At 37.4% G+C, this 26,017-nt stretch carries 22 protein-coding genes and 1 pseudogene; 18 read left to right on the forward strand and 5 right to left on the reverse strand.

Translation table 11 applies throughout. From position 1 onward, the window contains the following. Positions 1–98 precede the first annotated feature (98 nt). The 11 genes from QV04_RS04705 to artM all read left to right on the forward strand — a co-directional run bounded on the left by QV04_RS04705 (position 99) and on the right by artM (position 12,181). Positions 99–1,715 carry a phosphoethanolamine transferase gene (locus tag QV04_RS04705; protein ID WP_065233258.1) on the forward strand — a complete coding sequence of 539 codons (1,617 nt, stop codon included), beginning with the start codon at positions 99–101 and terminating at the stop codon, positions 1,713–1,715. Positions 1,716–1,842: 127 nt separating this feature from the next. Then, on the forward strand, positions 1,843–2,241 hold the full coding sequence (locus QV04_RS04710) for a YhcB family protein (RefSeq protein WP_039171809.1): 399 nt from the start codon (positions 1,843–1,845) through the stop codon (positions 2,239–2,241). Positions 2,242–2,383: 142 nt separating this feature from the next. Then, the gene (gene purH / locus QV04_RS04715; protein WP_065230802.1) at positions 2,384–3,985 is read left to right on the forward strand and encodes a bifunctional phosphoribosylaminoimidazolecarboxamide formyltransferase/IMP cyclohydrolase; all 1,602 of its coding nucleotides are present in this window, start codon (positions 2,384–2,386) and stop codon (positions 3,983–3,985) included. 14 nt (positions 3,986–3,999) lie between these two features. Further along, positions 4,000–5,286: a phosphoribosylamine--glycine ligase gene (purD, locus tag QV04_RS04720; RefSeq protein WP_065230801.1), complete on the forward strand. Its 1,287-nt coding sequence runs from the start codon at positions 4,000–4,002 to the stop codon at positions 5,284–5,286. Positions 5,287–5,456: 170 nt separating this feature from the next. Next, complete coding sequence (gene glyA / locus QV04_RS04725; RefSeq protein ID WP_039171817.1) at positions 5,457–6,719, forward strand: serine hydroxymethyltransferase; 1,263 nt, start codon at positions 5,457–5,459, stop codon at positions 6,717–6,719. Between the two features lie 279 nt (positions 6,720–6,998). After that, the gene (locus QV04_RS04730) at positions 6,999–8,015 is read left to right on the forward strand and encodes a hypothetical protein (protein ID WP_156539678.1); all 1,017 of its coding nucleotides are present in this window, start codon (positions 6,999–7,001) and stop codon (positions 8,013–8,015) included. A 42-nt stretch (positions 8,016–8,057) separates the two neighbouring features. Beyond that, entirely contained in the window at positions 8,058–9,278 is a 1,221-nt protein-coding gene (locus QV04_RS04735) for an ATP-grasp domain-containing protein (protein WP_065230799.1), read from the forward strand. A gap of 73 nt (positions 9,279–9,351) precedes the next feature. Then, positions 9,352–10,080, forward strand: a complete 729-nt coding sequence (artP, locus tag QV04_RS04740; RefSeq protein WP_039134742.1) for an arginine ABC transporter ATP-binding protein ArtP — start codon at positions 9,352–9,354, stop codon at positions 10,078–10,080. 21 nt (positions 10,081–10,101) lie between these two features. After that, positions 10,102–10,824 carry an arginine ABC transporter substrate-binding protein gene (locus QV04_RS04745; RefSeq protein WP_065230798.1) on the forward strand — a complete coding sequence of 241 codons (723 nt, stop codon included), beginning with the start codon at positions 10,102–10,104 and terminating at the stop codon, positions 10,822–10,824. A 5-nt stretch (positions 10,825–10,829) separates the two neighbouring features. Then, entirely contained in the window at positions 10,830–11,501 is a 672-nt protein-coding gene (artQ, locus tag QV04_RS04750; RefSeq protein ID WP_065230797.1) for an arginine ABC transporter permease ArtQ, read from the forward strand. After that, the gene (artM, locus tag QV04_RS04755; RefSeq protein ID WP_039171828.1) at positions 11,501–12,181 is read left to right on the forward strand and encodes an arginine ABC transporter permease ArtM; all 681 of its coding nucleotides are present in this window, start codon (positions 11,501–11,503) and stop codon (positions 12,179–12,181) included. The genes artQ and artM overlap by 1 nt, the downstream gene beginning before the upstream one ends. A 48-nt stretch (positions 12,182–12,229) precedes the next feature. Here artM and ruvX read toward each other — a convergent pair whose 3' ends face one another. From ruvX to rsmE, 3 genes are read right to left on the reverse strand one after another with little or no spacing between them, the layout of a single operon-like run. Continuing rightward, positions 12,230–12,670: a Holliday junction resolvase RuvX gene (ruvX, locus tag QV04_RS04760; RefSeq protein ID WP_065230796.1), complete on the reverse strand. Its 441-nt coding sequence runs from the start codon at positions 12,668–12,670 to the stop codon at positions 12,230–12,232. After that, entirely contained in the window at positions 12,670–13,230 is a 561-nt protein-coding gene (locus QV04_RS04765) for a YqgE/AlgH family protein (protein ID WP_065230795.1), read from the reverse strand. The genes ruvX and QV04_RS04765 overlap by 1 nt, the downstream gene beginning before the upstream one ends. Before the next feature lie 19 nt (positions 13,231–13,249). Beyond that, the gene (rsmE, locus tag QV04_RS04770; RefSeq protein ID WP_039171892.1) at positions 13,250–13,981 is read right to left on the reverse strand and encodes a 16S rRNA (uracil(1498)-N(3))-methyltransferase; all 732 of its coding nucleotides are present in this window, start codon (positions 13,979–13,981) and stop codon (positions 13,250–13,252) included. Between the two features lie 159 nt (positions 13,982–14,140). On the opposite strand from rsmE, the gene tpiA reads away from it, so the two are divergent. Together tpiA and gshAB are read left to right on the forward strand one after the other, a co-directional pair. After that, positions 14,141–14,908 carry a triose-phosphate isomerase gene (gene tpiA / locus QV04_RS04775; protein WP_065230794.1) on the forward strand — a complete coding sequence of 256 codons (768 nt, stop codon included), beginning with the start codon at positions 14,141–14,143 and terminating at the stop codon, positions 14,906–14,908. 193 nt (positions 14,909–15,101) lie between these two features. Further along, positions 15,102–17,361, forward strand: a pseudogene (gene gshAB / locus QV04_RS04780) (bifunctional glutamate--cysteine ligase GshA/glutathione synthetase GshB). A gap of 207 nt (positions 17,362–17,568) precedes the next feature. Here the strand turns inward: gshAB and QV04_RS04785 are convergent. Next, positions 17,569–18,168: a protein-methionine-sulfoxide reductase heme-binding subunit MsrQ gene (locus tag QV04_RS04785; RefSeq protein WP_039083182.1), complete on the reverse strand. Its 600-nt coding sequence runs from the start codon at positions 18,166–18,168 to the stop codon at positions 17,569–17,571. 1 nt (position 18,169) lies between these two features. After that, positions 18,170–19,123, reverse strand: coding sequence for a protein-methionine-sulfoxide reductase catalytic subunit MsrP (msrP, locus tag QV04_RS04790; protein WP_039083184.1), 954 nt, complete (start codon positions 19,121–19,123; stop codon positions 18,170–18,172). 186 nt (positions 19,124–19,309) lie between these two features. On the opposite strand from msrP, the gene QV04_RS04795 reads away from it, so the two are divergent. The 5 genes from QV04_RS04795 to leuB all read left to right on the forward strand — a co-directional run bounded on the left by QV04_RS04795 (position 19,310) and on the right by leuB (position 25,834). Beyond that, a complete protein-coding gene (locus tag QV04_RS04795) occupies positions 19,310–20,398 on the forward strand; it encodes a PhoH family protein (protein WP_065230793.1) in 1,089 nt (362 codons plus the stop codon). After that, positions 20,388–20,864, forward strand: a complete 477-nt coding sequence (gene ybeY / locus QV04_RS04800; RefSeq protein ID WP_231924147.1) for an rRNA maturation RNase YbeY — start codon at positions 20,388–20,390, stop codon at positions 20,862–20,864. Before QV04_RS04795 ends, ybeY begins: the two co-directional genes overlap by 11 nt. Beyond that, positions 20,865–22,817 carry a GNAT family N-acetyltransferase gene (locus QV04_RS04805; protein WP_065230792.1) on the forward strand — a complete coding sequence of 651 codons (1,953 nt, stop codon included), beginning with the start codon at positions 20,865–20,867 and terminating at the stop codon, positions 22,815–22,817. 375 nt (positions 22,818–23,192) lie between these two features. Next, entirely contained in the window at positions 23,193–24,746 is a 1,554-nt protein-coding gene (gene leuA, locus QV04_RS04810) for a 2-isopropylmalate synthase (protein WP_065230791.1), read from the forward strand. An 11-nt stretch (positions 24,747–24,757) separates the two neighbouring features. Beyond that, a complete protein-coding gene (gene leuB, locus QV04_RS04815; protein ID WP_065230790.1) occupies positions 24,758–25,834 on the forward strand; it encodes a 3-isopropylmalate dehydrogenase in 1,077 nt (358 codons plus the stop codon). Positions 25,835–26,017: the final 183 nt, after the last annotated feature.

Raw genomic sequence — 26,017 nt, forward strand, 5'->3', positions numbered from 1 at the left:
GCTTCGTCAATTTGGCGAAGCTTTTTTTGTTTCTATTGACAGTCGTTTCTGATACACTTCGGTAATTTATAATAAAGCTTAGAATGAGCCGGACTAATATGAACTCATCTGTTAAGAACAAATTAAAAAATTTTTTATTAATTGGAATATATAGTGTTATTTTACTTTTTAGCGAAATTTTATATAGAAATATATTTTCTATTCCCTCATTAACACGCTATTTTGAAAGTTATATTATTATATTTATTTTAGTATCTCTATTTTTCTTTTCTAAATATAGAATAATAAAATTCTTAATCGCTTTTTTCTATTTTTTATGCGTTGTTGTTAATAATGTCCATTTTCAAATATATCAAAGTTGGATCAATGGAACTAATTATTTTTTAATGTTAAAAGAACTTTCTGAAGTCACTCATGCAGGTATGGGGATGTATGAGAAATGGTTTGGAAGTATGATCTGGGGAGTGGTTGATGTTTCTATATTTATCTCAATTTCCTATTTTAGAAAGAATAAGAGTAAATATGCAATTACCGATATTTTATTTTTGTTATCGATGATTTATATTTTTATTCGTTCTTTCTATACTAGTCAGGAACTGGGGATTTCTCCAAGCTCTAATTATTCAAGGATTAAAGCAAATTACTTTTCATTTGGCTATTTTATAGGTAGGGTATTACCGTATAATGTTCTTAAATTATCAGATATTCCGGAATATATTTACCCACAACCACCTATTAGCACAGAACCTAAAATTAAAAATATTGTTTTTATTATGGGAGAAAGTGAAGCCGCTTCTCACCTCTCTTATTTTGGTTATGATAGGGATACCACGCCATTTTTGAAAGAGTTGTCAAAACAACATCCAGATGCGGTTATTATGAAAACTTATTCAGCTGCATTTATGACAGCAGTTTCATTGCCAATATTATTTAATGCAATTCCTTATCCAAACGGAATGCATCAAATTATGAGAGGAGATACCAATTTATTTAATTTAGCCAAACAACAAAATTATCAAACTTATTTTTATTCTAGTCAGCCTGAGAATCAGATGATGATTATGAATTTAATTGGCAGAAAATGGATTGATATATTACGTTTCCCTACAGATGAAGGTTATAAAATCTCTGAATTAATGCCTGATAAAAATTTATTACCTCATTTATTTTCCTTAAATTTAGATAAAGGTAATAATTTTGTAGTATTACACCAGCGAGGTTCTCACAGTGTATACGGTGAAGCATTAACAGAAGATGAAAAAATATTTAAGGGAAAAACTCAGTTAGATGAGTATGATAATACAATTTTTAATACTGATAAAATTATTCAACAAACATATCATTATTTAAGTCAACGTGAAAAAGATGATTGGATATTAATTTATACTTCCGATCATGGACAAAATGTTACATCAAAAATACAAAATCAAGGAACACAAGCGACAGATAATTATGTTGTTCCATTGGTGATTTATTCTACAAATAGAGAGATACAACAAAAGGTAAAAACAGTTTTCCAAAAATGTGAAATTGCTTTCCATCAACAGTTAGCTACCTTATTGATAGATCTGATGGGATATGATATGCCGATATCGGATTGTACTCATGGTACGGTAACAGGAAACTTTATTACAGGGGATGCCGGTTATTTAAATATTGATGCAGATGGAAATTCGGAATATATTTATCCTAAGCGAGGAAGGATTAAGAATTAAAAAATGCTTATTTTTAAGAAAATTTTGTGAACTACAACAAATAATTGAAGATTGCTACAAGACAAATTATGTCGAAGACATTATGATTAGGGAATTGGTTAATCATTGCTGTTATTAAGGAGTTTGTATGCAAAATTGGAGTGAAGAAATGTGGCACATTTTGTTGATTGGTTTGATTGCCGGCTTTTTTATTGGCTATTTAGTGGCTCGTTTTACTAACGGTAGTGTACGAAAACAAAAACAAGTTGAGCAACAGCTGCAACAAGCTAAAGAAACAATTTCTGAACAAAAACAGCAACTTGAACAGCATTTCACTGAAGCATCTGATTTAATGAAAACTTTAGCTCAAGACTACCATAAGTTGTATCAACATTTTGCTTCGACTTCTACCACTTTATTGCCAAATTTAGATAAGGCAGTATTTACAGCGATTGAAGACGATTCTTCAGCAAAAACGCTCAATATCAAGCAACAACCGAAAGATTACTCTGAAGGTTCATCTGGTCTTTTTAAGCAAGAAAGTTAAATTTTTGCTTTAGTCATTTTAAAGTTTAGGTTTGCTTTTTTTAAGGAAAACCTAAACTTTTAATTTATAAAAGCAAACGTTTGCTTTATACTTATGCCCTCAAAATTTCTCATCTTTTTAATCACTAACAAAGGAAAAAATGATGCAATTACAACGTCCTATTCAACGTGCGTTAATTAGTGTTTCGGATAAAACCGGTATTGTCGAATTTGCTAAAGGTTTGATTGATCGTGGCGTACAAATTTTATCAACAGGCGGTACAGCAAAATTATTAGAAAAAAACGGTTTGATAGTGACGGAAGTTTCTGATTATACACAGTTTCCTGAAATGATGGATGGGCGTGTTAAAACGTTACATCCAAAGGTTCACGGCGGTATTTTAGGGCGTCGCGGCATTGATGATGAAGTGATGGCGCAACATCAAATTGATCCGATTGATATGGTGGTGGTTAATTTATATCCATTTGCACAAACTGTTGCCAGAGCGGACTGCACTTTAGAATTAGCAGTAGAAAATATTGATATTGGTGGGCCTACAATGGTGCGTTCTGCCGCGAAGAATCATAAAGATGTTGCGATAGTTGTGAATAATAGCGATTTTGATGCGATCTTGGCGGAAATGGATCAAAATCAAAATAGTTTAACGTTTGAAACTCGTTTTGATTTAGCGATTAAAGCATTTGAACATACCGCACAATATGATGCGATGATTGCAAATTATTTTGGTCGTTTAGTCAAACCTTACCAAGCTGCAGATGAACAGGAATTAGCAGAACCTTGTGGGCAGTTTCCTCGCACATTAAATCTTAACTTTATTCGTAAGCAAACAATGCGCTACGGCGAAAATTCGCATCAAAACGCCGCTTTTTATGTGGAAAAAGAGTTGAAAGAGGCAAGTGTTTCGACAGCAACTCAATTACAAGGAAAAGCCCTTTCTTACAATAATATTGCAGATACTGATGCAGCATTGGAATGTGTAAAAGAGTTTTCAGAACCAGCCTGTGTTATTGTAAAACACGCTAATCCATGTGGCGTGGCTTTAGGCAAAGATTTATTAGAAGCCTATAATCGTGCGTATCAAACCGATCCAACTTCTGCTTTTGGAGGCATTATTGCATTTAATCGCGAGTTAGATGTAGAAACTGCGAAAGCGATTATTGATCGTCAATTTGTAGAAGTTATTATTGCGCCGATTATTTCTGTTACAGCAAAAGAAGTGCTTAAATCGAAGAAAAATGTTCGTGTTTTAGAATGTGGGGAATGGCAGCAACGTCAGCCACGTTTAGATTTTAAACGTGTAAATGGTGGTTTATTAGTTCAAGAAGCTGATCTGGGTATGGTTGAGTTAGCTGATTTGAAAGTTGTAAGTAAACGTCAACCAACACCACAAGAATTGCAAGATCTCTTATTCTGCTGGAAAGTAGCTAAATATGTGAAATCAAATGCGATTGTTTATGCGAAGAATAATCAAACAATTGGTATTGGAGCGGGTCAAATGAGCCGTGTTTATTCTGCAAAAATAGCTGGCATTAAAGCAGAAGATGAAGGATTAGAAGTTAAAGGCACCGTAATGGCATCCGATGCGTTCTTCCCATTCCGTGATGGTATTGATGCTGCTGCGAAAGTCGGTGTAACTTGTGTTATTCACCCAGGTGGTTCAATCCGTGATCAAGAAGTGATTGATGCCGCGGATGAACATAATATGGTGATGGTATTAACAGGTATGCGTCATTTTAGACACTAATTGAGGATTGCTAGATGAAAATTTTAATTATTGGAAATGGCGGACGTGAACACGCTTTAACCTGGAAAGTGGCACAATCACCATTAGTGGATAAGGTTTATGTTGCCCCTGGAAATGTTGGTACGGCACAAGAAGCAAAAGTTGAAAATGTTGCTATTAGTACAACCGATATTACGGAGTTAGTGGAGTTTGCTAAACAGCACCAAATTGATTTAACGATTGTTGGTCCAGAAGCACCATTAGTTATTGGCGTGGTTGATGCATTTCGTGCGGCAGGTTTAAAGATTTTTGGCCCAACCAAAGCAGCAGCACAATTAGAAGGTTCAAAAGCTTTTACTAAGGATTTTTTAGCTCGTCATCATATTCCAACAGCAGGATATCAAACTTTTACTCAAGTTGAACCTGCATTAGCTTATTTGCAAAAAAAAGGTGCACCAATCGTGATTAAAGCAGATGGTTTAGCAGCTGGTAAAGGCGTAATTGTTGCTATGACATTAGCTGAAGCGGAAGCTGCAGTGAAAGATATGCTTTCTGGCAATGCGTTTGGTGAAGCGGGAAGTCGTGTGGTAATTGAAGAGTACCTTGACGGTGAAGAAGCTAGTTTTATTGTGATGGTCGATGGTAAAAATGTTGAACCAATGGCAACTAGTCAGGATCACAAACGGGTCGGTGAAGGTGATACCGGTTTGAATACTGGCGGTATGGGGGCATATTCTCCAGCACCAGTGGTAACGCCAGAAATACATCAACGTATTATGCAGGAAGTGATCTATCCTACGGTAAATGGAATGGCATCTGAAAATAATGTCTACACCGGTTTTCTTTATGCCGGTTTGATGATTATGCCTAATGGTCAACCTAAAGTGATCGAGTTTAATTGCCGTTTTGGTGATCCGGAAACGCAACCGATTATGATGCGTTTGCAATCAGATCTAGTAGAACTATGTTTGGCAGCGTGTGATGGAAAATTAGATCAAGTGAAATCACAATGGTGTGAACAAGTGGCGCTAGGTATTGTGCTGGCAGCGGAGGGCTATCCTAGTACACCAAGAAAAGGAGATGTGATTCGTGGTTTGGATGTGCCAACAGAATCGGACAAAAAAGTTTTCTATGCTGGCGTTGCTAAACAGGAGAATGAAATTGTTACTAATGGAGGCCGTGTTTTATGTGTGACTGCATTGGGTGATACAGTGCTAGAATCACAGCAAAAAGCAGTATGTTTAGCAGAATCTATTCATTGGAGTGGGCGTTTTTATCGCCATGATATTGGTTGGCGTGCTATTAAACGAGAACAGCTCTAATGTATTAGTTAAATGATCAAATTTAACCATATTTTATTTTTCGCTTGTCAATATGAATAAAATTCATCAAAGAAATGAAAAAATTAATTTTAGATTTTTATGACAATAGTATGGATAAAAAGCTAAACTAAACGGGATTAGACCACCATTTAATTTAAGAGGAAATTTAAATGCTTAAAAGAAGTATGAACATCGCAGATTATGATAAAGAGTTATGGGATGCTATTTGTAACGAAGATCGTCGTCAGGAAGAACATATTGAATTAATTGCTTCCGAAAACTATGCGAGCCCACGTGTGATGCAAGCGCAAGGTTCGCAACTTACTAACAAATATGCAGAAGGTTATCCGGGTAAACGTTATTATGGTGGCTGTGAGTATGTTGATATTGTTGAACAATTAGCAATTGATCGTGCTAAAGCATTATTTGGTGCGGATTATGCCAACGTGCAGCCACACTCAGGTTCACAGGCAAATGCTGCGGTTTATATGGCATTGGCTGAACCGGGTGATACTATTTTAGGAATGAGCTTGGCTCATGGTGGTCACTTAACTCACGGTGCGGCGGTGAGCTTTTCAGGTAAGATTTATCACGCAGAACAATACGGTATTACCGATGACGGTGTAATTGATTATGACGCATTACGTGAACAAGCATTGCGCGTTAAACCGAAAGTGATTGTTGGCGGTTTTTCAGCCTATTCTCAAGTTGTTGATTGGAAAAAAATGCGTGAAATCGCCGATGAAGTCGGTGCTTATCTTTTTGTTGATATGGCACACGTTGCAGGATTAATTGCTGCTGGTGTCTATCCAAATCCATTGGAATATGCACACGTTGTTACTACTACTACTCATAAAACATTGGCAGGTCCACGTGGAGGTTTGATTTTAGCTAAAGGCGGTAACGAAGAGTTATATAAAAAATTAAACAGTGCTGTATTTCCAGCAGGGCAAGGTGGTCCATTAATGCACGTAATTGCAGCGAAAGCTGTTTGTTTTAAAGAGGCAATGGAACCCGAATTTAAAGCTTATCAACAACAAGTAGTGAAAAATGCGAAAGCAATGGTAGAAGTGTTTAAACAGCGTGGCTATAACGTGGTATCTAATGGTACAGAAAACCATTTATTCCTTGTTGATTTAGTTAGTCACGGTTTAACCGGTAAAGCTGCCGATGCTGCATTAGGCAAAGCCAATATTACTGTTAATAAAAATGCAGTGCCAAATGATCCTAAGAGTCCATTTGTGACCTCTGGTATTCGCGTTGGTACGCCATCAGTAACTCGTCGTGGTTTCAAAGAAGAGGAAGTGAAAGAGTTGGCGGGTTGGATGTGTGATGTACTTGATGCCGTAGGCAAAGAAAACGAAGAAGAAGTTATTGCTGCAACAAAAGAAAAAGTGCTAGAAATCTGTAAACGTTTACCGGTTTATGCATAAGTCTTAGAAAATCTAGTATTAAAAAATCCTTTTTCTTTATGAAAAAGGATTTTTTATTAACATTTTGTTTTATTTATGTTTTATTTTTGATATTTTATAGGTGAACAATAGTTAATAGGAGAGTTTATGTTAATTTTTTAAGATTTTCTCCTAATATAAAGTCCGCTTTTCTTTGTATTTCGTTGCAATGTACCTTGAGGTTCAAAAATGATAAATAAAACTTTATTATTATTTTATAGCAACCTTATTTTTTTCTATTTCAGTGATATGGCGTTGCTTATGATTATTTTGTGGTTTTCTTATCAAGTAACGCAATCTTCTTTATTATTGGCAGTTATTTTAGCGATCAGTGCAATTTTCCCATTAATCATTAGAAAGTTCATTAAAAAATGGGATTTATTGCATCTTTCATTGAGATCATTACTTAAACTTCGTATTCTGGTTTATCTTGCGATTGCACTTATTGTACCATTTTTTAGTCATTATATTTTTACTTTTATTGTTATTTCATTATTTTTTGGTTTATTGAGTTTGACGTTGCTAAGCACATATGAAACTGAAAACACAAAATTGGTGTTGAGGGGAATGCTGACCGCTAATTTAGCAGCAAGATTAATGCAAACGGTTATTCAAGCTGGAGCATTTGCCGGTGCGATGATAGGCACATTATTATTAGACAAATTTTCTTTTGTTTTTACTATTTTAGTTATCTCTTCTCTAGATATTTTTATTTGCTCGATTTATTATTTTTTTGTAGAAAATACAAGGGAAGAGATAAGTAAAAAAGAAATAAAAATTAGGGAAAAATCAATATCTAAACAATCCATTTTTATTTGTATTACTTTAGGCTTTATTGGATTACATATTTCAACGTTTAACCTAACAACGCCTATTTTCTTTCAAGAAATACATCATTGGAACGCAAGTGATTTTGGTAGAGCGAGTGGATTTGCCGGCATAGGTGCATTTTTAGCAGTATTTATGCCAATCACCAACAGAAAATGGTTTCTTCCTATTGGATTAATCTTTTTTGATCTGTTGTTCGTAATGAATACGACACTCTATTTAATGCCGATTTTCTGTTTTTTGCTAGGATTTCATATTAATAGTTTACGTATTTTTCTGCGTGAGAAATTAATTCTTTTAGCAGAGAATGATCAGCAAGCATCCTATTTAGGTGGATTAAGTGCGTCTTATTATACTTTATTTCAATCAATTGGTAGTTTAATTATCGGTATTATCATCAGTAAACAATTTGGTTTGGTGAGCTTGGCACAATGGGGTTACCGTTTGTAGCGGTATTACTGTTAATTTCTTTTTTAATAATGGGAGCTTATGATGAATAATGTCATTTTAATTGTTGATCCATTTTCTACTGGGAAATTATACGCCCCTATTTTTAAGCAGAAAGGATTTGACTGTTATGCGGTCTTTTCCGGTGAAAATATTGCTTCATTTTATTTATCCTCTTTCAATATGAGAGATTTTAGTAATCAACAGCCACTTACACCACAACAGGCAAAACAGCAGTTTTCTCCATCGCAAATTCGAGCAGTGGTGATTGGATCTGAAAGTGGTGTAATTGTCGGCGAAGCGTTGGCAGACTATTTTGGTGTGAATAGCAATGATATATCCGATTCGGAGCTGAGAAGAAATAAATTTAAAATGCAACAGGCGTTATCTCAAGCAAATTTAAATGCAATAAAAACAATAAAAATAACCGAAAATAATAAAAATGTATCATTATTTGACAGTGAAAAAGGATATATTGTTAAACCTTTAAATTCGGCTGGCTCTGAAGATGTCGTATATTTAGTCAATAAAAATAAGGTTTTATCTGAAATCACGACTTTGAATTGGCATAAAAGAAATATTACTGGTGAAGTGAATAGTCACTATTTAATTCAAGAATATTTGGAAGGTATTGAATTTGTGGTGGATATGGTTGCATATCAAGGCAGTTACTTTGTTCTTTCATTATGTAGATATAAAAAGGGAATACACAATGGTAGTCGTTTTGTATATGAAAATATGACAATGTTAGATTCGCAAGAAGGGGTATATCAAAATATTATTCAATATGCTAAAGCTGCCGCTGAGGCATTAGATTTTAAATTTGGACCTATTCATATGGAAATTATGTTGACAGCACGAGCTCCTGTTATGATTGAAGTAGGGGCAAGGTTACACGGAGGAATGGCCCCACAAATTTTTTCTCGTTGTTATCAACCACATTTGTTGGAAAGTGCTGTTTCAGCTTATTTAAATCATCCAATATTGGAAGATGGTCATTTAATAAAACAGGCAAGAATCGTTTTTTTGATTAATGAAAAAATAAATTATAGGTTAGATAATGAAAAGTTTTTGCAAAAAATTTCGTTATGTCCCTCCTTTGTTGATGCCATATTTCCATACAAATCAGCTTCACCATTACCATTAACCGTTGATCTATTAAGTTGTGTCGGCTATATCAGTTTGGTTTCGGATAATTTATTACAAATCGAACGAGACGAGCGTTTAATTCGTCAGTTATTCAATGAGTTATTATATATAGAGTAAAACTTTATTGCATAAATATGCAGAAAATATTAATATATTTGCATTTTTAGCGTATCAAGTAGAGTTTAGCTCAATGACCATCAGCATTAAAAATGTAAACTTTTTTTATGGTTCCACCCAAGCGTTATTCGATATCAATTTGACCGCCGAACAGGGCGACATTGTGGTATTGTTAGGTCCTAGTGGCGCAGGAAAAAGTACTTTTATTCGTACATTAAATTTATTGGAAGTTCCTAAAAGCGGTGAGTTGGTGATTGCCAATAATCGATTTGATCTTTCCACTAACAATGATCCTAAACAGATTCGTCAGTTACGGCAGGATGTTGGAATGGTATTTCAACAATACAATTTGTGGCCACATATGACAGTAATGCAGAATCTAATTGAAGCCCCGATGAAAGTGCTTAATCTGAATGAAGCAGAGGCAAAAGAGCAAGCATTTGGGTTGTTAAAGCGTTTACGTTTAGAGGCTCAAGCAGATCGCTTTCCACTTCATTTGTCTGGTGGACAGCAGCAACGTGTTGCCATTGCCAGAGCATTAATGATGAAGCCACAGGTTTTATTATTTGATGAACCAACAGCAGCATTGGATCCGGAAATTACCGCTCAAGTAGTTTCAATTATTCAAGAATTGCAACAAACTGGTATTACCCAGTTTATTGTGACTCATGAAGTAAATGTGGCGCGTAAAACCGCGACTAAAGTCGTGTATATGGAGCAAGGACACATTATTGAAGTTGGTGATGCCTCTTGTTTTGAAAATCCGAAAACACAACAATTTAAACAATATTTATCACACTAAATCCCATACAGGAGAAACAGAATGAAAAAAGTTTTATTAGCCAGTTTATTATTTGGTACAGCAGTAGCAGCAAATGCACAAACCATTACTTTTGCGATGGAACCGACTTATCCACCGTTTGAAAATACCAATGAAAAAGGTGAGATTGTTGGTTTTGATGTTGATGTTGCCAATGCGATTTGTAAAGAGATCAAGGCGGATTGCAAATTCAGTAGCCAATCTTTCGATAGCTTAATTGCTGGATTAAAATTTAAACGTTTTGATGCTGCTATTTCAGCAATAGACATTACACCAGAACGTGCAAAACAGGTGAGTTTTTCTGATCCGTATTACGATAGTTCTGCTAGCTTTGTGGCAGCAAAAGAGGGCATTACTTTAGAAAATGCGAAAAACGTAGGTGTACAGAATGGAACAACATTCCAACAATATGTTGCTGCAAAAGCAAAACAGTACGATAGTAAACCGTATTCCACCTTGCAAAATGCGATTCTTGATTTAAAAAATGGCCGTATTGATATTATCTTCGGTGATACTGCAGTATTGGCTGAATGGATTAAAAGTGATAAAGCGGTGCATTTTGTAGGTGATAAAGTGACTGATCCGGAATATTTCGGTACAGGCTTAGGAATTGCCGTTAATAAGAAAAATACCGAACTATTGGGTCAACTTAATCAAGGCTTGAAAGAGATTAAAGCAAACGGCGAATACCAAAAAATTTATGACAAATGGATGTCTGGTAAATAATTAATATGTTTTCAGATTTTATCAATTTAATGTTTTCCGCTACCTTAGTTACACTGGGGTTAGCGGTTTGTTCTTTGATACTTGGATTGATTTTAGCCATCATTTTTGTGGTGTTGGAAACTAGTAAAGTCCGTTGTATCAGTCGACCTACCTCAATAATCGTAACATTATTGCGTGGATTACCTGAAATACTGGTTGTATTGTTGATTTTCTTTGGTTCAACGCAAGTGTTGTTTTTATTAACAGAAGAGTACATTGAATTCAGTGCATTTTGGTGTGGTGCAGTAGCGTTAGCGATTATTTTTGCAGCATATGCTTCTCAGTCATTGCGAGGTGCGATTCAAGCTATCCCATTGGGACAATGGGAATCTAGTGTAGCATTGGGATTAAGTCGTTCTCAAACTTTTATCCGCATTATTATGCCTCAAGTGTGGAGACACGCATTACCGGGATTGAGTAATCAGTGGCTAGTTTTATTGAAAGATACGGCGCTGGTTTCATTAATCGGTGTCGATGATTTAATGCGTCAGGCGGAATTGGTTAACGCCAGTACACATCAACCTTTTACTTGGTACGGTATTGCGGCATTGCTTTATTTGGTGATCACATTAATCAGCCAAGCGGGTATAAGAAAATTGGATCTCTATTTTACGCGTTTTGAACGGGAGAAAAGCTAATGGTTCAAGAGTATTTTGTAACTATTGCTCAAGGGATTCCTACCAGCCTATTGTTAACCGTAGTTGCACTGGTTATAGCTTTCTTTTTAGCAATTTTATTTACTTTCCTATTGGCATTGGGAAATCCAATTATTAAAAAACTTGTCGGTATTTATCTCACTTTATTTACCGGTACGCCGTTATTAGTACAAATTTTCTTAATTTATAGTGGCCCAGGGCAATTTCAATGGGTTGTGAATAGCCCATTATGGTCGCTGTTATCAAATGCTTGGTTCTGTGCAATGTTAGCACTGGCATTAAATAGTGCAGCCTATTCGACACAGCTTTTTTATGGGGCAGTTAAAGCGATTTCCAAAGGGCAGTGGGAAAGTTGTGCCGCCTTGGGGTTATCGCGCGCGCAAACGTTGAAGATCTTGATTCCATATGCCCTTAAACGTGCATTGCCATCTTATACTAATGAAATTATTTTAGTTTTCAAAGGGACTTCGTTGGCATCCACTATTACCATTATGGATATTATGGGCTATGCTCGCCAGCTATACGGTACAGAATATAATGCACTGTTAATTTATGGTTTGGCAGGCGTGATATATTTAGTGATTACCGGTGTTGCCACCTATTTCTTGCGTAAGCTGGAAAAACGAGTGTTGGTTTTTGAGCGCTTAGAAGTAGCGAAATAGAATGTTTGTAGAAAGCGTGATAAAAAACTTGGGCTATACCCAAGTTTTTTATTGTCTATCATTGTGTTTGAAAAGTTGATTTTCAAACCAGCTTTCTAGAATAAGACAAGCTGAAATAGAATCGATTTTTCCTTTGTTTAAGGCTCGGTAACCGCCACGAGAAAAAATTTCGGCACGCGCTTCAGTAGTGGTTAATCGTTCATCTTGTAAAGCGATTTTAACACCGAAACGACCATTTAAACGATTAGCAAATTTTCTTGCTCTTTGTGTTATTTCTTGTTCCGTCCCATCCATATTTAGCGGTAAGCCAACAACTACCAAATTAGGTTTCCATTCATCAAGGCATTTTTTTATCGCATCCCAATTAGGAATACCATCTTGTGCTTTGAATGCCGGCAAAGCTTGAGCGGTTTGTGTAATGCTTTGTCCTACGGCACAACCAATACTTTGTGTACCGAAATCAAAAGCAATAATGGTTAAATTTTGCATTATGCTCTCCCCATTTCGTGGCTTAATTCATAGCTTTGATTAATACCTAAAAGTTTATTCGCTGCCTGCCAACGTTGTTCAAAAGGGAGCTTAAACAAAATATTGTAATCTGCCGGCACGGTTAACCAGTCGTTATTCTTGATTTCATCAGCAAGTTGTTCCGGTTGCCATAAAGCACAACCAAGAGCAATAAAATAATTTTTCGGTGCGTCTTCACTGTTTAATGACAATAAAATATCGGATGATGTTGTCAACATTAAATCATCATTGATGGCAAACGAGTAGCGATAGTTTTTATTAGTGATGGTATGTAGTACAAACCCTTGTTCAATATTGACTGGACCGCCGGCGAAGATCATCTTTTCCGGATATTGAGGCTCGGTTGGCATTAGATGATTCATTTTTGCCATCATTTCCGCCAGACTTAAATCGGTCGGCTGATTAATCACTAATCCCATTGAACCCTGCTCGTTATCTTCACAGATATAAACCACAGAGCGTTGGAAAAAAGGATCGTCTAAATCGGGCATTGCTACAAGAAATTGATTTTGTAATGTCATACAGTTCCTTAAAACTAAACTACAAATCACCAAAACAGATCTGTAATGCACTGATTGCAACGAGCGAAGCAGTTTCGGTACGCAAAACACGTTTGCCGAGCAACACTTCGGTGAAACCTTGTTGAACAGTTTGTTCAATCTCCTGTTCAGATAAGCCACCCTCTGAGCCGATTAATAAACGCACACCAGCTGCAGGTGGTGGAGGCAGTTGCTTAATTGATTGTGAGGCACGCGGATGGAGATTTAATTTCAACATTCCATCATTTTCTGCGCACCAATCTTGCAATTTCATCAATGGGCGAATTTCCGGAATGATATTACGTCCGCACTGTTCACACGCTGCAATGGCGATTTTTCTCCACTGTTGTATCTTTTTTTCCATTCTCTCTGCATCTAATTTTACACCGCAACGTTCAGACCATAATGGTGTAATTGTTTTTACGCCCAGTTCTACTGATTTTTGAATGGTAAATTCCATCCGTTCGCCACGTGAGATAACTTGCCCGAGATGAATATTTAATGGTGATTCGCGATCATCAAAGATTGCATTTTGTAGTGCAACCGTAATCTGTTTTTTGTTGATTTCCGTAATTATGGCAGGATAAATATGATTACTGCCATCAAATAATTCAAGGGCTTCACCCACTTTCATTCTTAAAACGCGCCCTACGTGGTGCATCGCCTCTTCAGTTAATTGGCATTGAGAGAGATGAGCTAAGAATGTCGGATGATAGATGCGTGGTATTCTCATAATCTGTTTTGATTTGTTGTTATTAAAAATCGGGTTAATCATTAAATTAGCGGTTATTGTAAAAAATTATCGCTTTTTTTGATATATCTCTAATGATTTTTAGTGATTTTTGCTATAGTAAGCGCCGTTATTTTTTTGAATATAATCAAGGAGAAAATTATGGCTCGTCGTCCTTTAGTTATGGGCAATTGGAAGTTAAATGGTAGTAAGGCATTTACCAAAGAATTGATCAATGGTTTGAAAGCTGAATTAGCAGGCGTTGAAGGCTGTGATGTGGCAATTGCTCCACCAGTAATGTATTTAGCAGAAGCGGAAGCAGCATTAGCTGGTAGCAAAATTGCACTAGGTTCACAAAATGTTGATCTTAAACAGTCTGGTGCGTTTACCGGTGATATTTCTGCAACAATGTTAAAAGATTTCGGTGCAAAATATATTATTATCGGTCACTCTGAACGCCGCGCATATCACCACGAAAGCGATGAATTTATTGCGCAAAAATTTGCAGTATTAAAAGAGCAAGGATTGGTGCCTGTACTTTGTATTGGTGAAAGCGAAGCGGAAAATGAAGCAGGAAAAACAGAAGAAGTTTGTGCAAGACAAATTGATGCAGTATTAAATACATTAGGTGCGGAAGCCTTTTTAGGTGCAGTTATTGCTTATGAACCAATTTGGGCAATCGGTACAGGAAAATCTGCTACTCCGGCACAGGCTCAAGCGGTGCACGCTTTTATTCGTAGCCATATTGCGAAGAAAGATGCAAAAGTTGCAGAACAAGTGATTCTACAATACGGCGGTTCTGTTAATGATAGCAATGCGGCAGAATTATTTGCAATGCCTGATATTGATGGTGCATTGGTCGGTGGTGCATCATTAAAAGCGCCTGCATTTGCTACTATTGTTAAAGCAGCGGCAAAAGCAAAAAATTAATTGATTTTAGTATAAAAATTTGAATAGACCCTTTCACCAAGTAGAAGGGTCTTTTTGTTGCTTGTTTTTCATAACAAAAGATAACTTTCAAATACTGAATCTATATAACATATAGTTAAAAGTTATTTGCATTTCTTGATGAAATTTCATATTAATGCTCGGTTAATTTGGGACTCGAGAAAGGCTAATAAATATGAATATTCAGCAACTGATAACACAAAATCACCTTGAACTGTTATTCCAACAAGGTACGTTTGGCATTGAGAAAGAGAGTCAACGTATTGATGAAAAAGGAAAAATTGTTACCACATCGCATCCGAAAGTTTTTGGAAACCGCTCCTATCACCCTTATATTCAGACCGATTTTGCAGAAAGCCAGCTGGAATTAATTACACCGCCACAGCAGAGTGTTAAAGATGCTTATCGTTGGTTGTCTGCGATTCACGAAGTGGTGTTGCGATCTTTGCCGGAAAATGAATATCTTTCACCGTTCAGTATGCCTTTGGCGTTACCACCGGAAAGTGAAATTAAAGTAGCACAGCTGGATAATGCGGATGATGTCGCTTATCGTGAGCATTTAGTCGAGAGTTACGGCAAATACAAACAGATGATCAGCGGTATTCACTACAATTTCCAATTGGCGGATGATCTGATCGAAAAATTGTTCCAATTACAAAAAACATATCAGGATCCAATCATTTTTCGTAATGATCTTTATCTAAAACTAGGAAAAAATTTCTTACGTTATCAATGGCTGTTGCTCTATTTATTTGCCGCTTCACCCAGTGTTGAAAATGCTTTCTTTAGAAAAGGACAACAAATCCCTCAACAATTTGTTCGTAGCTTACGCTCTAGCTATTATGGTTATGTTAATCACGAAGAAATTAAAGTTTCCTATGAAAACTTGCATCAATATGTAGAAACGTTGGAACATTGGGTAAACAATGGGAAATTGATTGCAGAAAAAGAGTTCTATTCCAATATCCGTTTCCGTGGTGCGAAAAAACAGGTGAGAGAATTATTGGTACCTAGAATTCCGTTTATTTGATCTTAATCCTTTTGCTCAATATGGCATTGAATTGGAAGACGCGGAATTTATTCACTATTTTATATTATTGATGTTATGGCTGGAAAATACAGCAGATCAACGTGATGTTGAAAAAGGACGGGAAATGCTAGCGGAAGTGGCATTGGAACACCCTCTATCAATTACAGCTTATCAACAAGAAGGATTGGCTTTATTTGATCAATTTGAGCAGATGTTAGCACAGTTAAACGCACCTGAATCAGTGAAACAGACCGTACAACAAAAACGTCAGCAACTGTTATCGCCAGAAATGACACTTTGCGGACGCCTAGTGCAAAATATGCAAAAACCGACAGACTATCATCAGTTAGGATTGGCATTAGCAAAACAGAATAAGGCAGCAGCGACAGCACGTTATTATGCATTAACTGCTTTTGACAATATGGAACTTTCAACGCAAGCACTGATATTTGACCTAATCCAACAGGGTATTAAAACTGAGATCTTAGATGAAAATGATCAGTTCCTCTGTTTACAAGTCGGTGATCATATTGAATATGTGAAAAACGGCAATATGACCTCAAAAGATAGCTATATTTCACCATTAATTATGGAAAATAAAGTAGTGACGAAAAAGGTGTTGGCGAAAGCCGGTTTTAATGTACCACAAAGCCTTGAGTTTAGAAATGTTGAAGATGCGGTGCGTGCCTATCCGTTATTTGAACATCGTGCGGTGGTGATTAAACCAAAATCAACCAATTTCGGTTTGGGAATTACCATTTTTAAACAAGGCGTAGAAAATCGGGAAGATTTCCGCCAAGCGGTAGAAATCGCTTTCCGAGAAGATAAAGAGGTTATGATTGAAGATTATTTAGTCGGTACCGAATATCGTTTCTTTGTATTAGGCGATGAAACTTTAGCGGTATTGTTGCGTGAACCGGCAAATGTGCTTGGTGATGGACAACATACCGTTGCTGAATTGGTTGCAGCAAAAAATGAACACCCATTGCGCGGTGACGGCAGCCGTACGCCATTGAAGAAGATTGCATTAGGCGATATTGAAAAATTACAGTTAAAAGAGCAGGGATTAACGGTTGATTCAGTACCGGAAAAGGGAAGAAAAGTGCAATTACGGGCGAACTCCAATATCAGCACCGGCGGTGACTCAATCGATATGACCGACTTAATGCATCCAAGTTATAAAGCGTTGGCGATAGGCATTACCAAAGCAATGGGCGCAGCGGTTTGCGGCGTGGATTTGATTGTGCCTGATTACACTAAACCGGCAGAGCCTAAATTAAGTTCTTGGGGCGTGATTGAAGCCAATTTTAACCCAATGATGATGATGCACATTTTCCCCTATCAAGGGACTTCAAGACGCGTCACAAAAAATGTGATTAAGATGTTATTTCCAGAGTTGTTTTAATTGGGAATTAGGAATTGGGCATCAAGGCAAGATTGCAGATTGGTCTCAATTTGGTCACAAATTTAATAAATGCTTAATCTATTCCCTCTCACACTTGTAAAAAATCTTATTAGAATGAGGATTAGCAAGTGTGCGAGGGGCGTGAAACCTAAATAACTGTTAACAGAAAAATGCGCTAACAAAATCTAAAATTAGGCTCACTTAATATTAACGGTAACACCAAGCCAAAACCCGCCTTGCAAAGGTTTTCCATAACACAAATACTCCACAAAGCGCTAAAAACAGTAACGAATCAATGTTATAGGCTTTTAGTGATAGGTAATAATGAATTGCTGCTAAAACAACGACCAATAAGGATAATTGGTGTAGCGAAAACCAACGCTTACCTAATCTTCTTTTGATATAAGGAATTGAAGATAAGGCAATCAAAACCAACAGAATCATTGCAATAAAGCCAATTTGTAGATAGGTTCTACTCACGATTTCGCTAATAAAAAGTTGGAAATCAAAGCCTAGTTCTAACGCAAGATAACCAACAATGTGCAACGATAACCAAAATAATCCCCATAGCCCCAAACTGCGGTGTAGTGGGAGTAATATTGGTTGCCGTAAGCACTGCGTAATAATCCTAAAACTAAATAAGATTAATAAAAATAATAAGGCGGTATAGCCTAGAAAATGAATAATCTCTTTAATTGGATCAGTACCAAAGCTACTTACCAAATTAAAATTGATCGCATAGATAAGCCAAAGGAGAGGGATAACTCCTCCCAAATGAATACAATAACGCAAAATTTTAAATAACATCTTAGTAATTCTTGCTTAAATCCAGGTGAGAATATAAGTGAGCAACTTGTTCTTCATAACCATTAAACATTAATGTTGGCTGTCTTTTAATATCAAATAATCCACCAGACCCAATTACGCGTTCGGAGGCTTGTGACCAACGAGGATGATCTACTTTTGGATTGACATTGGCATAAAAACCATATTCATGTGGAGCGAGTTTTACCCAAGTGGTTAATGGGCGAGTTTCACTTAAGGTAATTTTGACAATGGATTTAATACTCTTAAACCCGTATTTCCAAGGTACAACTAAGCGAATCGGCGCGCCACTTTGTGGTGCTAAGGTTTTACCATATAGCCCGACAGACATCAGCGTTAGTGGATTCATTGCTTCTTCAATCGTCAATCCCTCGATATAAGGGTAATCAATATTACCACCGAAGAAAGGATTTTTTTGCCCTGGCATCTGCTCTGGATCATACAGCGTTTCGAAGACAACATATTTTGCTTTACTAGTAGGAGCAACAGCTTTTAATAAAGAGGAGAGTGGGAAACCAATCCAAGGAATAACCATTGACCAAGCCTCGACACAACGGAAACGGTAGATTCGCTCTTCTAATGGAAATTTAGTGAGGAGATCTTGGTGATCTAAGATAAGTGGTTTCTCAACTTCACCACCAATTTCTAATTGCCAAGGATCCGTTTTGAAATCTTTTGCGTAGTGTGCGGGCGATCCTTTTTCAACACCAAATTCATAAAAATTATTATAACCAATCACTTTTTCTTCAGGCGTTAATGGCAATGTATTTTCTGCTTGGGTAGAAAAATCTAATGCGATACGGCGATCGATTTTATCTTCTGCATAACTTAGTTTAGGCAGTAATGGCGTAATACTTGCTCCCCCTAATAAAGCAATTAGTTGGCGACGTTTTTTAAAAATATGTTCGGGAGTAACATCGTGTTCAGTGAGTTTCATATACTATCCTTAATAATAAATAAAAGTAATTAATTAACCGATATTCAGATTGGCATTTTTAGTAGAAGTTCCTGATGAATTGGAAAAGTTTATAGATTGCTGTAATAGGTAAGATAAAAGGGAATTTATTGCTCACCAGAAAAACGCTATACTACCAACACTTTTATGTAACCACTGAGGTGGAACTTGACCACAACAATTTCAGAAGTTTTTACGTTAGAACCACAAGATAATGCTCGTTTGCAATCACTTTGTGGTCCTTTTGATGAACATATCTCATTGATTGAAAAACAGTTTAACCTAATTATCTCTCGCCGTAATTTTACGTTTACCTTAGAGTCAGCAGACGAAGAAAGTAAACCTCATCACGCACAGTTGTTGAAAAATGTGGCAAAGCTCATTCAACGTTTATATGTCGAAACGGCAATGGTAAAAGGCAAAGTGAATGAACTCGATCTTGAGCAAATTCATTTAGCAATCCAGGAAAGCAGAATGTTGCTGCAACAGGTTGATACCGTTGAAGATGATGAAGCTAAAGTCTTTAGTACCACGATCAAAACTAAGCGTGGTGTGATCAAACCACGTGGCAAAAATCAGATCCAATATTTACATAATATTTTGCGTCATGATATTAGCTTTGGGATTGGACCTGCGGGAACGGGGAAAACCTTTTTAGCGGTGGCGGCAGCAGTTGAAGCACTAGAAAAACAGCAAGTACGCCGTTTATTATTAACTCGTCCAGCGGTGGAAGCAGGGGAAAAATTAGGTTTCTTACCTGGGGATTTAGCCCAAAAAATCGATCCTTATTTGCGACCTTTATATGATGCGCTTTTTGAAATGCTCGGTTTTGAGAAAGTGCAGAAGTTGATGGAGCGCAATGTGATTGAAATTGCACCGTTGGCATATATGCGCGGTCGAACTTTGAATGATGCTTTTATTATTTTGGATGAAAGTCAAAACACGACCATTGAGCAGATGAAAATGTTTTTGACCCGTATCGGTTTTAATTCTAAAGCGGTCATTACCGGCGATATTACTCAGGTTGATTTACCGCGCGGGCAAAAATCAGGCTTGCGACACGCGATTGAAGTGTTAAGCAATGTAGACGATTTAAGTTTTAATTATTTTAAGAGCGAAGATATTGTGCGCCATCCGGTGGTGGCGAAAGTGGTGCAGGCGTATGAAAAATGGGACGAAGAAGAACAGTTACGCCGTAAAGCGCTTGCGGAACAACGTCGTCAAGCAAAATTAGAGGAACAACAAAATGACGAATAATGCTGAAATGCTGGTAGATCTACAAATTGCCAGTGAGGATCAAAGCAATTTACCGACATTACAACAATTCACCTATTGGGCGACACAGGCGGTTAAACCGCAGCAGGATAATGTAGAAATGACAATTCGGATCGTGGATGAGGAAGAAAGCCATCATTTGAATTTTACTTATCGAGGCAAAGATCGTCCTACTAATGTGCTTTCGTTCCCGTTTGAAGTGCCGGAAGGCATTGAATTGCCGTTATTGGGCGATTTAGTCATTTGTCGTCAAGTGGTTGAAAAAGAGGCTCAGGAACAGCAAATTTCTTTAGAAGCTCATTATGCACATTTGACCGTACACGGCTGTTTACACCTGTTGGGCTATGATCATATTGAAGATGATGAAGCTGAAGAAATGGAAAATTTGGAAACAGAGATTATGCTGTCAATGGGATATGCTGATCCTTATGTAAGTGAGAAAATCTAAGTGCAAGATTTTTCTCGTCAAATTATTATTTTTTCCGGGTCATCACACTGGAAAATAGAACAACAGCTCAAGATTATTCAACATTATCAACATTATCACGGTGTATATTGCGGTTATCAGCTACCGCAATATACTCAGGATTCTCTTTCTTGTTATGCTTTTCAACAAAGTCGCAATATATTAGGACAAGAATTTCAATTTGCTATTTTTGATGCGACAGTGGAAAAAGATATTGCATTCCATTTGGATAGTTTATTGATCTTATCAGCAACATTACAGGCTGGCGGTGCTTTATTTCTTTTCATACCTGAATGGCACAAGCTGGATGAATGTATCGATTTTGATAGTGAACGTTGGAACAACGGTCAACGACCGCATACCGTGCCACATTTTATGAATTGGTTTAAACAAACTGTTGCTTGGCAACAAATTGTTGTTTATCAAGAAAATGGAAGTGAAATCATACTTCCACAGCTGACTTCCGCTAATTGGCATATACCACCTTCTGCTATAAAGCATCAACAAGCAGTATTGATGCAGCTAGCTCAACAACCCAATGGCATTCTATTATTATCTGCTCGCCGTGGACGAGGTAAATCAGCTTTGCTTGGTCAATTAATTCAGCAACAGTCACAAACAGCAAATATTTTAATTACTGCTGCGAATAAAAAAGCAGTAACAACTGTTGCCAAATTTGCTTTACCTCAGAAATTGAATTTTATTGCACCAGATGAACTACTACAAAAAATTAAACAAAAACAGTTCAATAATAACGAATTTTTAATTGTTGACGAGGCTGCAATGTTGCCATTGTCAAGTCTTGCATTATTTTCCAATGCCTTCAGCAAAGTGCTGTTGACAAGCACCAGTGAAGGTTATGAGGGATCAGGCAAAGGCTTTATCTTGAAGCTACAAGGATATTTAAAGCGAAAAATTCACTTTTTTGATTTAGACATTCCGTTACGCTGGCAGCAGAATGATCGACTTGAACAATGGATGGATCAATTAGCATTAGTAGCTCAAAACATCTCCAATATCCCTTATCAAAATAGTAAACCGAAATTTAATGTTTATAATACTTTGCCGATCAATTTTCCCTTTGCTGAACTATATCAATTACTCAACTTGTCTCATTACCGCACTTCACCTACTGATTTACGTCGTTTAATGGATGGTACTAATCAATATTTTATAACGGTAGAAATAGCGGAACGTATTATTGGTGTAGTATGGTGTTTAGAAGAGGGGGGTTTTTGTGATGAAAAACTAGTTGAACAAATTCGGTTAGGTTATCGTCGTCCAAAAGGAAATTTGGTTGCTCAAGCTTTGTGTTTTCAAACCAATTTATCACAAGCCTTAACATTACGTTCAGTACGTATTTCGCGGATTGCTGTGCTCCCTCAATATCAACATCAAACCTTAGGAACACAGTTAATTCAGCAATGTATACAAAAGTATCAGCATCACGTTGATTATCTTTCAGTCAGTTTTGGCTTTGAAACCTCATTATTTCGATTTTGGAAAGAATTAGGTTTTCAATTAAGTGCTGTTAGTGTTAAGCCGGAAGCAAGCAGTGGCAATTACAGCGTAATGATGATTTATCCGTTATCTACTGCTGGTACAGTTTTTTGTCAACAGGCAGTGAATCGTTTCCAACGCGATTTTATATTAAGTGAACATCCATTATTAACAAAACTTGATTCACAAGTAGAAACAGATTGGCATTTAAATTCAGAAGATTGGCAGTTTATTGATGAATTTATTCAATATCAACGCACTTTAGCAGTAAGTTATGCTGCTTTACGTCGATTATTTCACCATTATCCAAATGACAATCTAGAAAAACAGTTGAAACAATTTAAAAGCTTATTTTTTACACAAAAAAAACTAAAAACAACAATTTTTAAACAACAACTTGAGCATTTTTTAGCTAATAAAAATAAAAAAATTTAGTTTTATATTAAGAAGAAAAGCTAGAGAATAAAATTAATCTTTTTATATTTATTAGTTAAAAATAGCTGTTTTTTATATTTGTTTAGGTTTTAACACTATATTCTGTATTTTAAAAAAGCAAAATAAGCCATTATTTAGCATAAAATGCTATTGACTTAAAATACTCTTTTCGGCAAAATCGATCACGTTTTTCAGTTTTATAAGGTTTTGAACAATGTTTTCTCCTATTTCTTTATCTCTGATTCTGTTACTCACAAATTAACAATTTGTGCGGTAAGGCGTGGATAAAGAAAAAATTGAATTTAAGCAAACACACATCTGCCCGCACTTAGCGGGCTTTTTTTTAACTCTTTTTTATGTTGACGACGGTGGAGTATGAGTAATCAAGTTATTATTTTCGATACAACCTTAAGAGATGGTGAACAAGCGTTAAAAGCCAGTTTAACGGTAAAAGAAAAGTTGCAAATCGCACTTGCCCTTGAGCGTCTTGGCGTTGATGTGATGGAAGTGGGCTTCCCTGTATCTTCAGCGGGGGATTTTGAATCTGTCCGAACCATTGCACAACAGGTTAAAAATAGTCGCGTTTGTGCCTTATCTCGTGCGGTGGATAAAGACATTGATGTGGCTGCGGAAGCCTTGAAAGTGGCTGAAGCCTTTCGTATTCATACTTTTATCGCCACCTCCGCCTTGCACGTTGAAGCCAAATTACGCCGTACTTTTGACGATGTGGTAGAAATGGCAATCAACGCGGTGAAACATGCCAGACGTTATACCGATGATGTGGAATTTTCTTGCGAGGACGCAGGGCGTACGGGGATTGACAATATTTGCCGTATCGTAGAAGCGGCGATTAATGCGGGGGCAACCACCGTGAATATTCCCGACACCGTGGGCTATTGCTTACCGATGGAATACGGCAACATTATCGCCAATGTGATGAACCGCGTGCCAAACATTGATAAAGCCATTATTTCCGTGCATTGCCATAACGATTTGGGTATGGCGACTGCCAATTCTTTAACCGCCGTGCAAAATGGGGCAAGACAGATTGAATGTACCATCAACGGTATCGGCGAGCGTGCTGGTAACACGGCATTAGAAGAAGTGGTGATGGCGATCAAAACCCGCCAAGCCTTGTTTGGCGTGGACACTCGCATTAATACGCAAGAAATCCACCGCGTCAGCCAAATGGTGAGCCAATTATGCAATATGCCGATTCAGCCGAATAAAGCCATTGTGGGATCAAACGCCTTCGCCCATTCTTCGGGTATTCACCAAGACGGTATGGTGAAAAATAAAAACACCTATGAAATTATGTCGCCAGAAACCATCGGCTTGAAAAAAGAAAAATTAAATTTGACTGCCCGTTCTGGTCGTGCGGCGGTGAAAAATCATATGGATTCAATGGGTTATCAAGAGAACGAATATGATTTGGATAAATTATACGAAGCCTTTTTGAAATTAGCGGACAAAAAAGGGCAAGTCTTTGACTACGATTTAGAAGCCCTTGCCTTTATTGATATGCAACAGGGTGATGAAGATCGCTTAACCCTTGATGTAATCACCTCGCAAATGATTAGCCATTTGCCTGCTTCCGCTTTCGTGCAAGTGGAATTGGACGGCGAGAAATTAAGCCAAGTGTCGAGTGGTGGGAATGGACCTGTTGATGCGGTGTTCAATGCCATTTTGAAAATCACAGGCATTGAGTTAAAAATGCTGAACTACAACTTAACTGCCAAAGGCGAGGGGGCGGAAGCACTCGGGCAAGTGGATATTGTGGTGGAGCATAAAGGTCGCCGCTTCCACGGTGTGGGCTTGGCAACGGATATTGTGGAATCCTCTGCACGGGCGTTAATCCACGCAATCAATGCGATCTACCGTTCGCATAAAGTAGAAAATTTAAAATTACATAAAAATTCGGTGAATTAAGGAGTGTTGAGATGAAAAATTATAATGTTGCCGTGTTGAGCGGCGATGGCATCGGCCCTGAAGTGATGGCAGAAGCCTTAAAAGTGTTAAGTGCGGTGCAAAAAAAGTATGATTTTCAATTAACTTATCGTCATTTTGATATTGGCGGCATTGCTATTGACAATCACGGCACGCCTCTGCCAGCGGAAACCTTAAAAGGTTGCGAAGAAAGCGATGCGATTTTGTTCGGCTCTGTGGGTGGGCCAAAATGGGAGCATTTACCGCCAAATCAACAGCCTGAACGTGGGGCATTGTTGCCTTTGCGTAAACATTTTTCCTTGTTCTGCAATCTTCGCCCCGCGACCCTGTATAAAGGGTTAGAAAAATTCTGCCCATTGCGTGCGGACATCGCGGCGAAAGGCTTCGACATCGTTACTGTGCGTGAATTAACAGGCGGGATTTATTTCGGACAGCCGAAAGGACGTGAAGGCGAGGGAGCGAGCGAAAAAGCCTTTGATACCGAAGTGTATCACCGCTATGAAATTGAACGCATTGCCAAAGTGGCTTTTGAAACGGCGATGAAACGCAAAAAACATCTTACCTCTGTGGATAAAGCTAACGTATTGATGAGTTCTGTGCTATGGCGTGAAGTGGTGGAAGAAATGGCGAAAGCCTACCCTGAAGTCAAGGTGGATCATATTTATATCGACAACGCCACAATGCAACTGATTAAACAACCTGAGTTTTTTGACGTGCTACTTTGCTCGAATATTTTTGGCGATATTATTTCTGACGAATGTGCGATGATCACGGGGTCTATGGGAATGTTGCCCTCTGCCAGCCTTAACGAACAAGGCTTCGGTTTATACGAACCCGCTGGCGGCTCAGCCCCTGATATTGCGGGCAAAGGCATTGCCAACCCAATCGCCCAAATTTTGTCTGCGGCAATGATGTTGCGTTACAGCTTCAACCTCAACGAGGCTGCCCGTGAAATTGAAAGTGCGGTGCAAAAAGTGCTTGAAAATGGCTATCGCACGGCAGATTTAGCCGATGAAAATAAACCTGTTTCTACTAAGGAAATGGGGGATCTTATCGCAAAAGCGATTTAAATCTCCCCCTATCCCCCTCTTTGTTAAAGAGGGGGGATTGATTAGTAGGAAAAATAGTAGAGCTGCCTTATTTCCCTATCTTTCTCAAAAAAGGGGAAATGGAATAGTAGAAATAACGAAGTTTCTTTCTTATTCCTCCTCTTTATTAAAGAGGGGAAATTGATAAGTGTAGTGGTACACTAA

It is taken from the genome of Gallibacterium genomosp. 1 (genome assembly GCF_001678575.1).
Lineage (GTDB): Bacteria > Pseudomonadota > Gammaproteobacteria > Enterobacterales > Pasteurellaceae > Gallibacterium.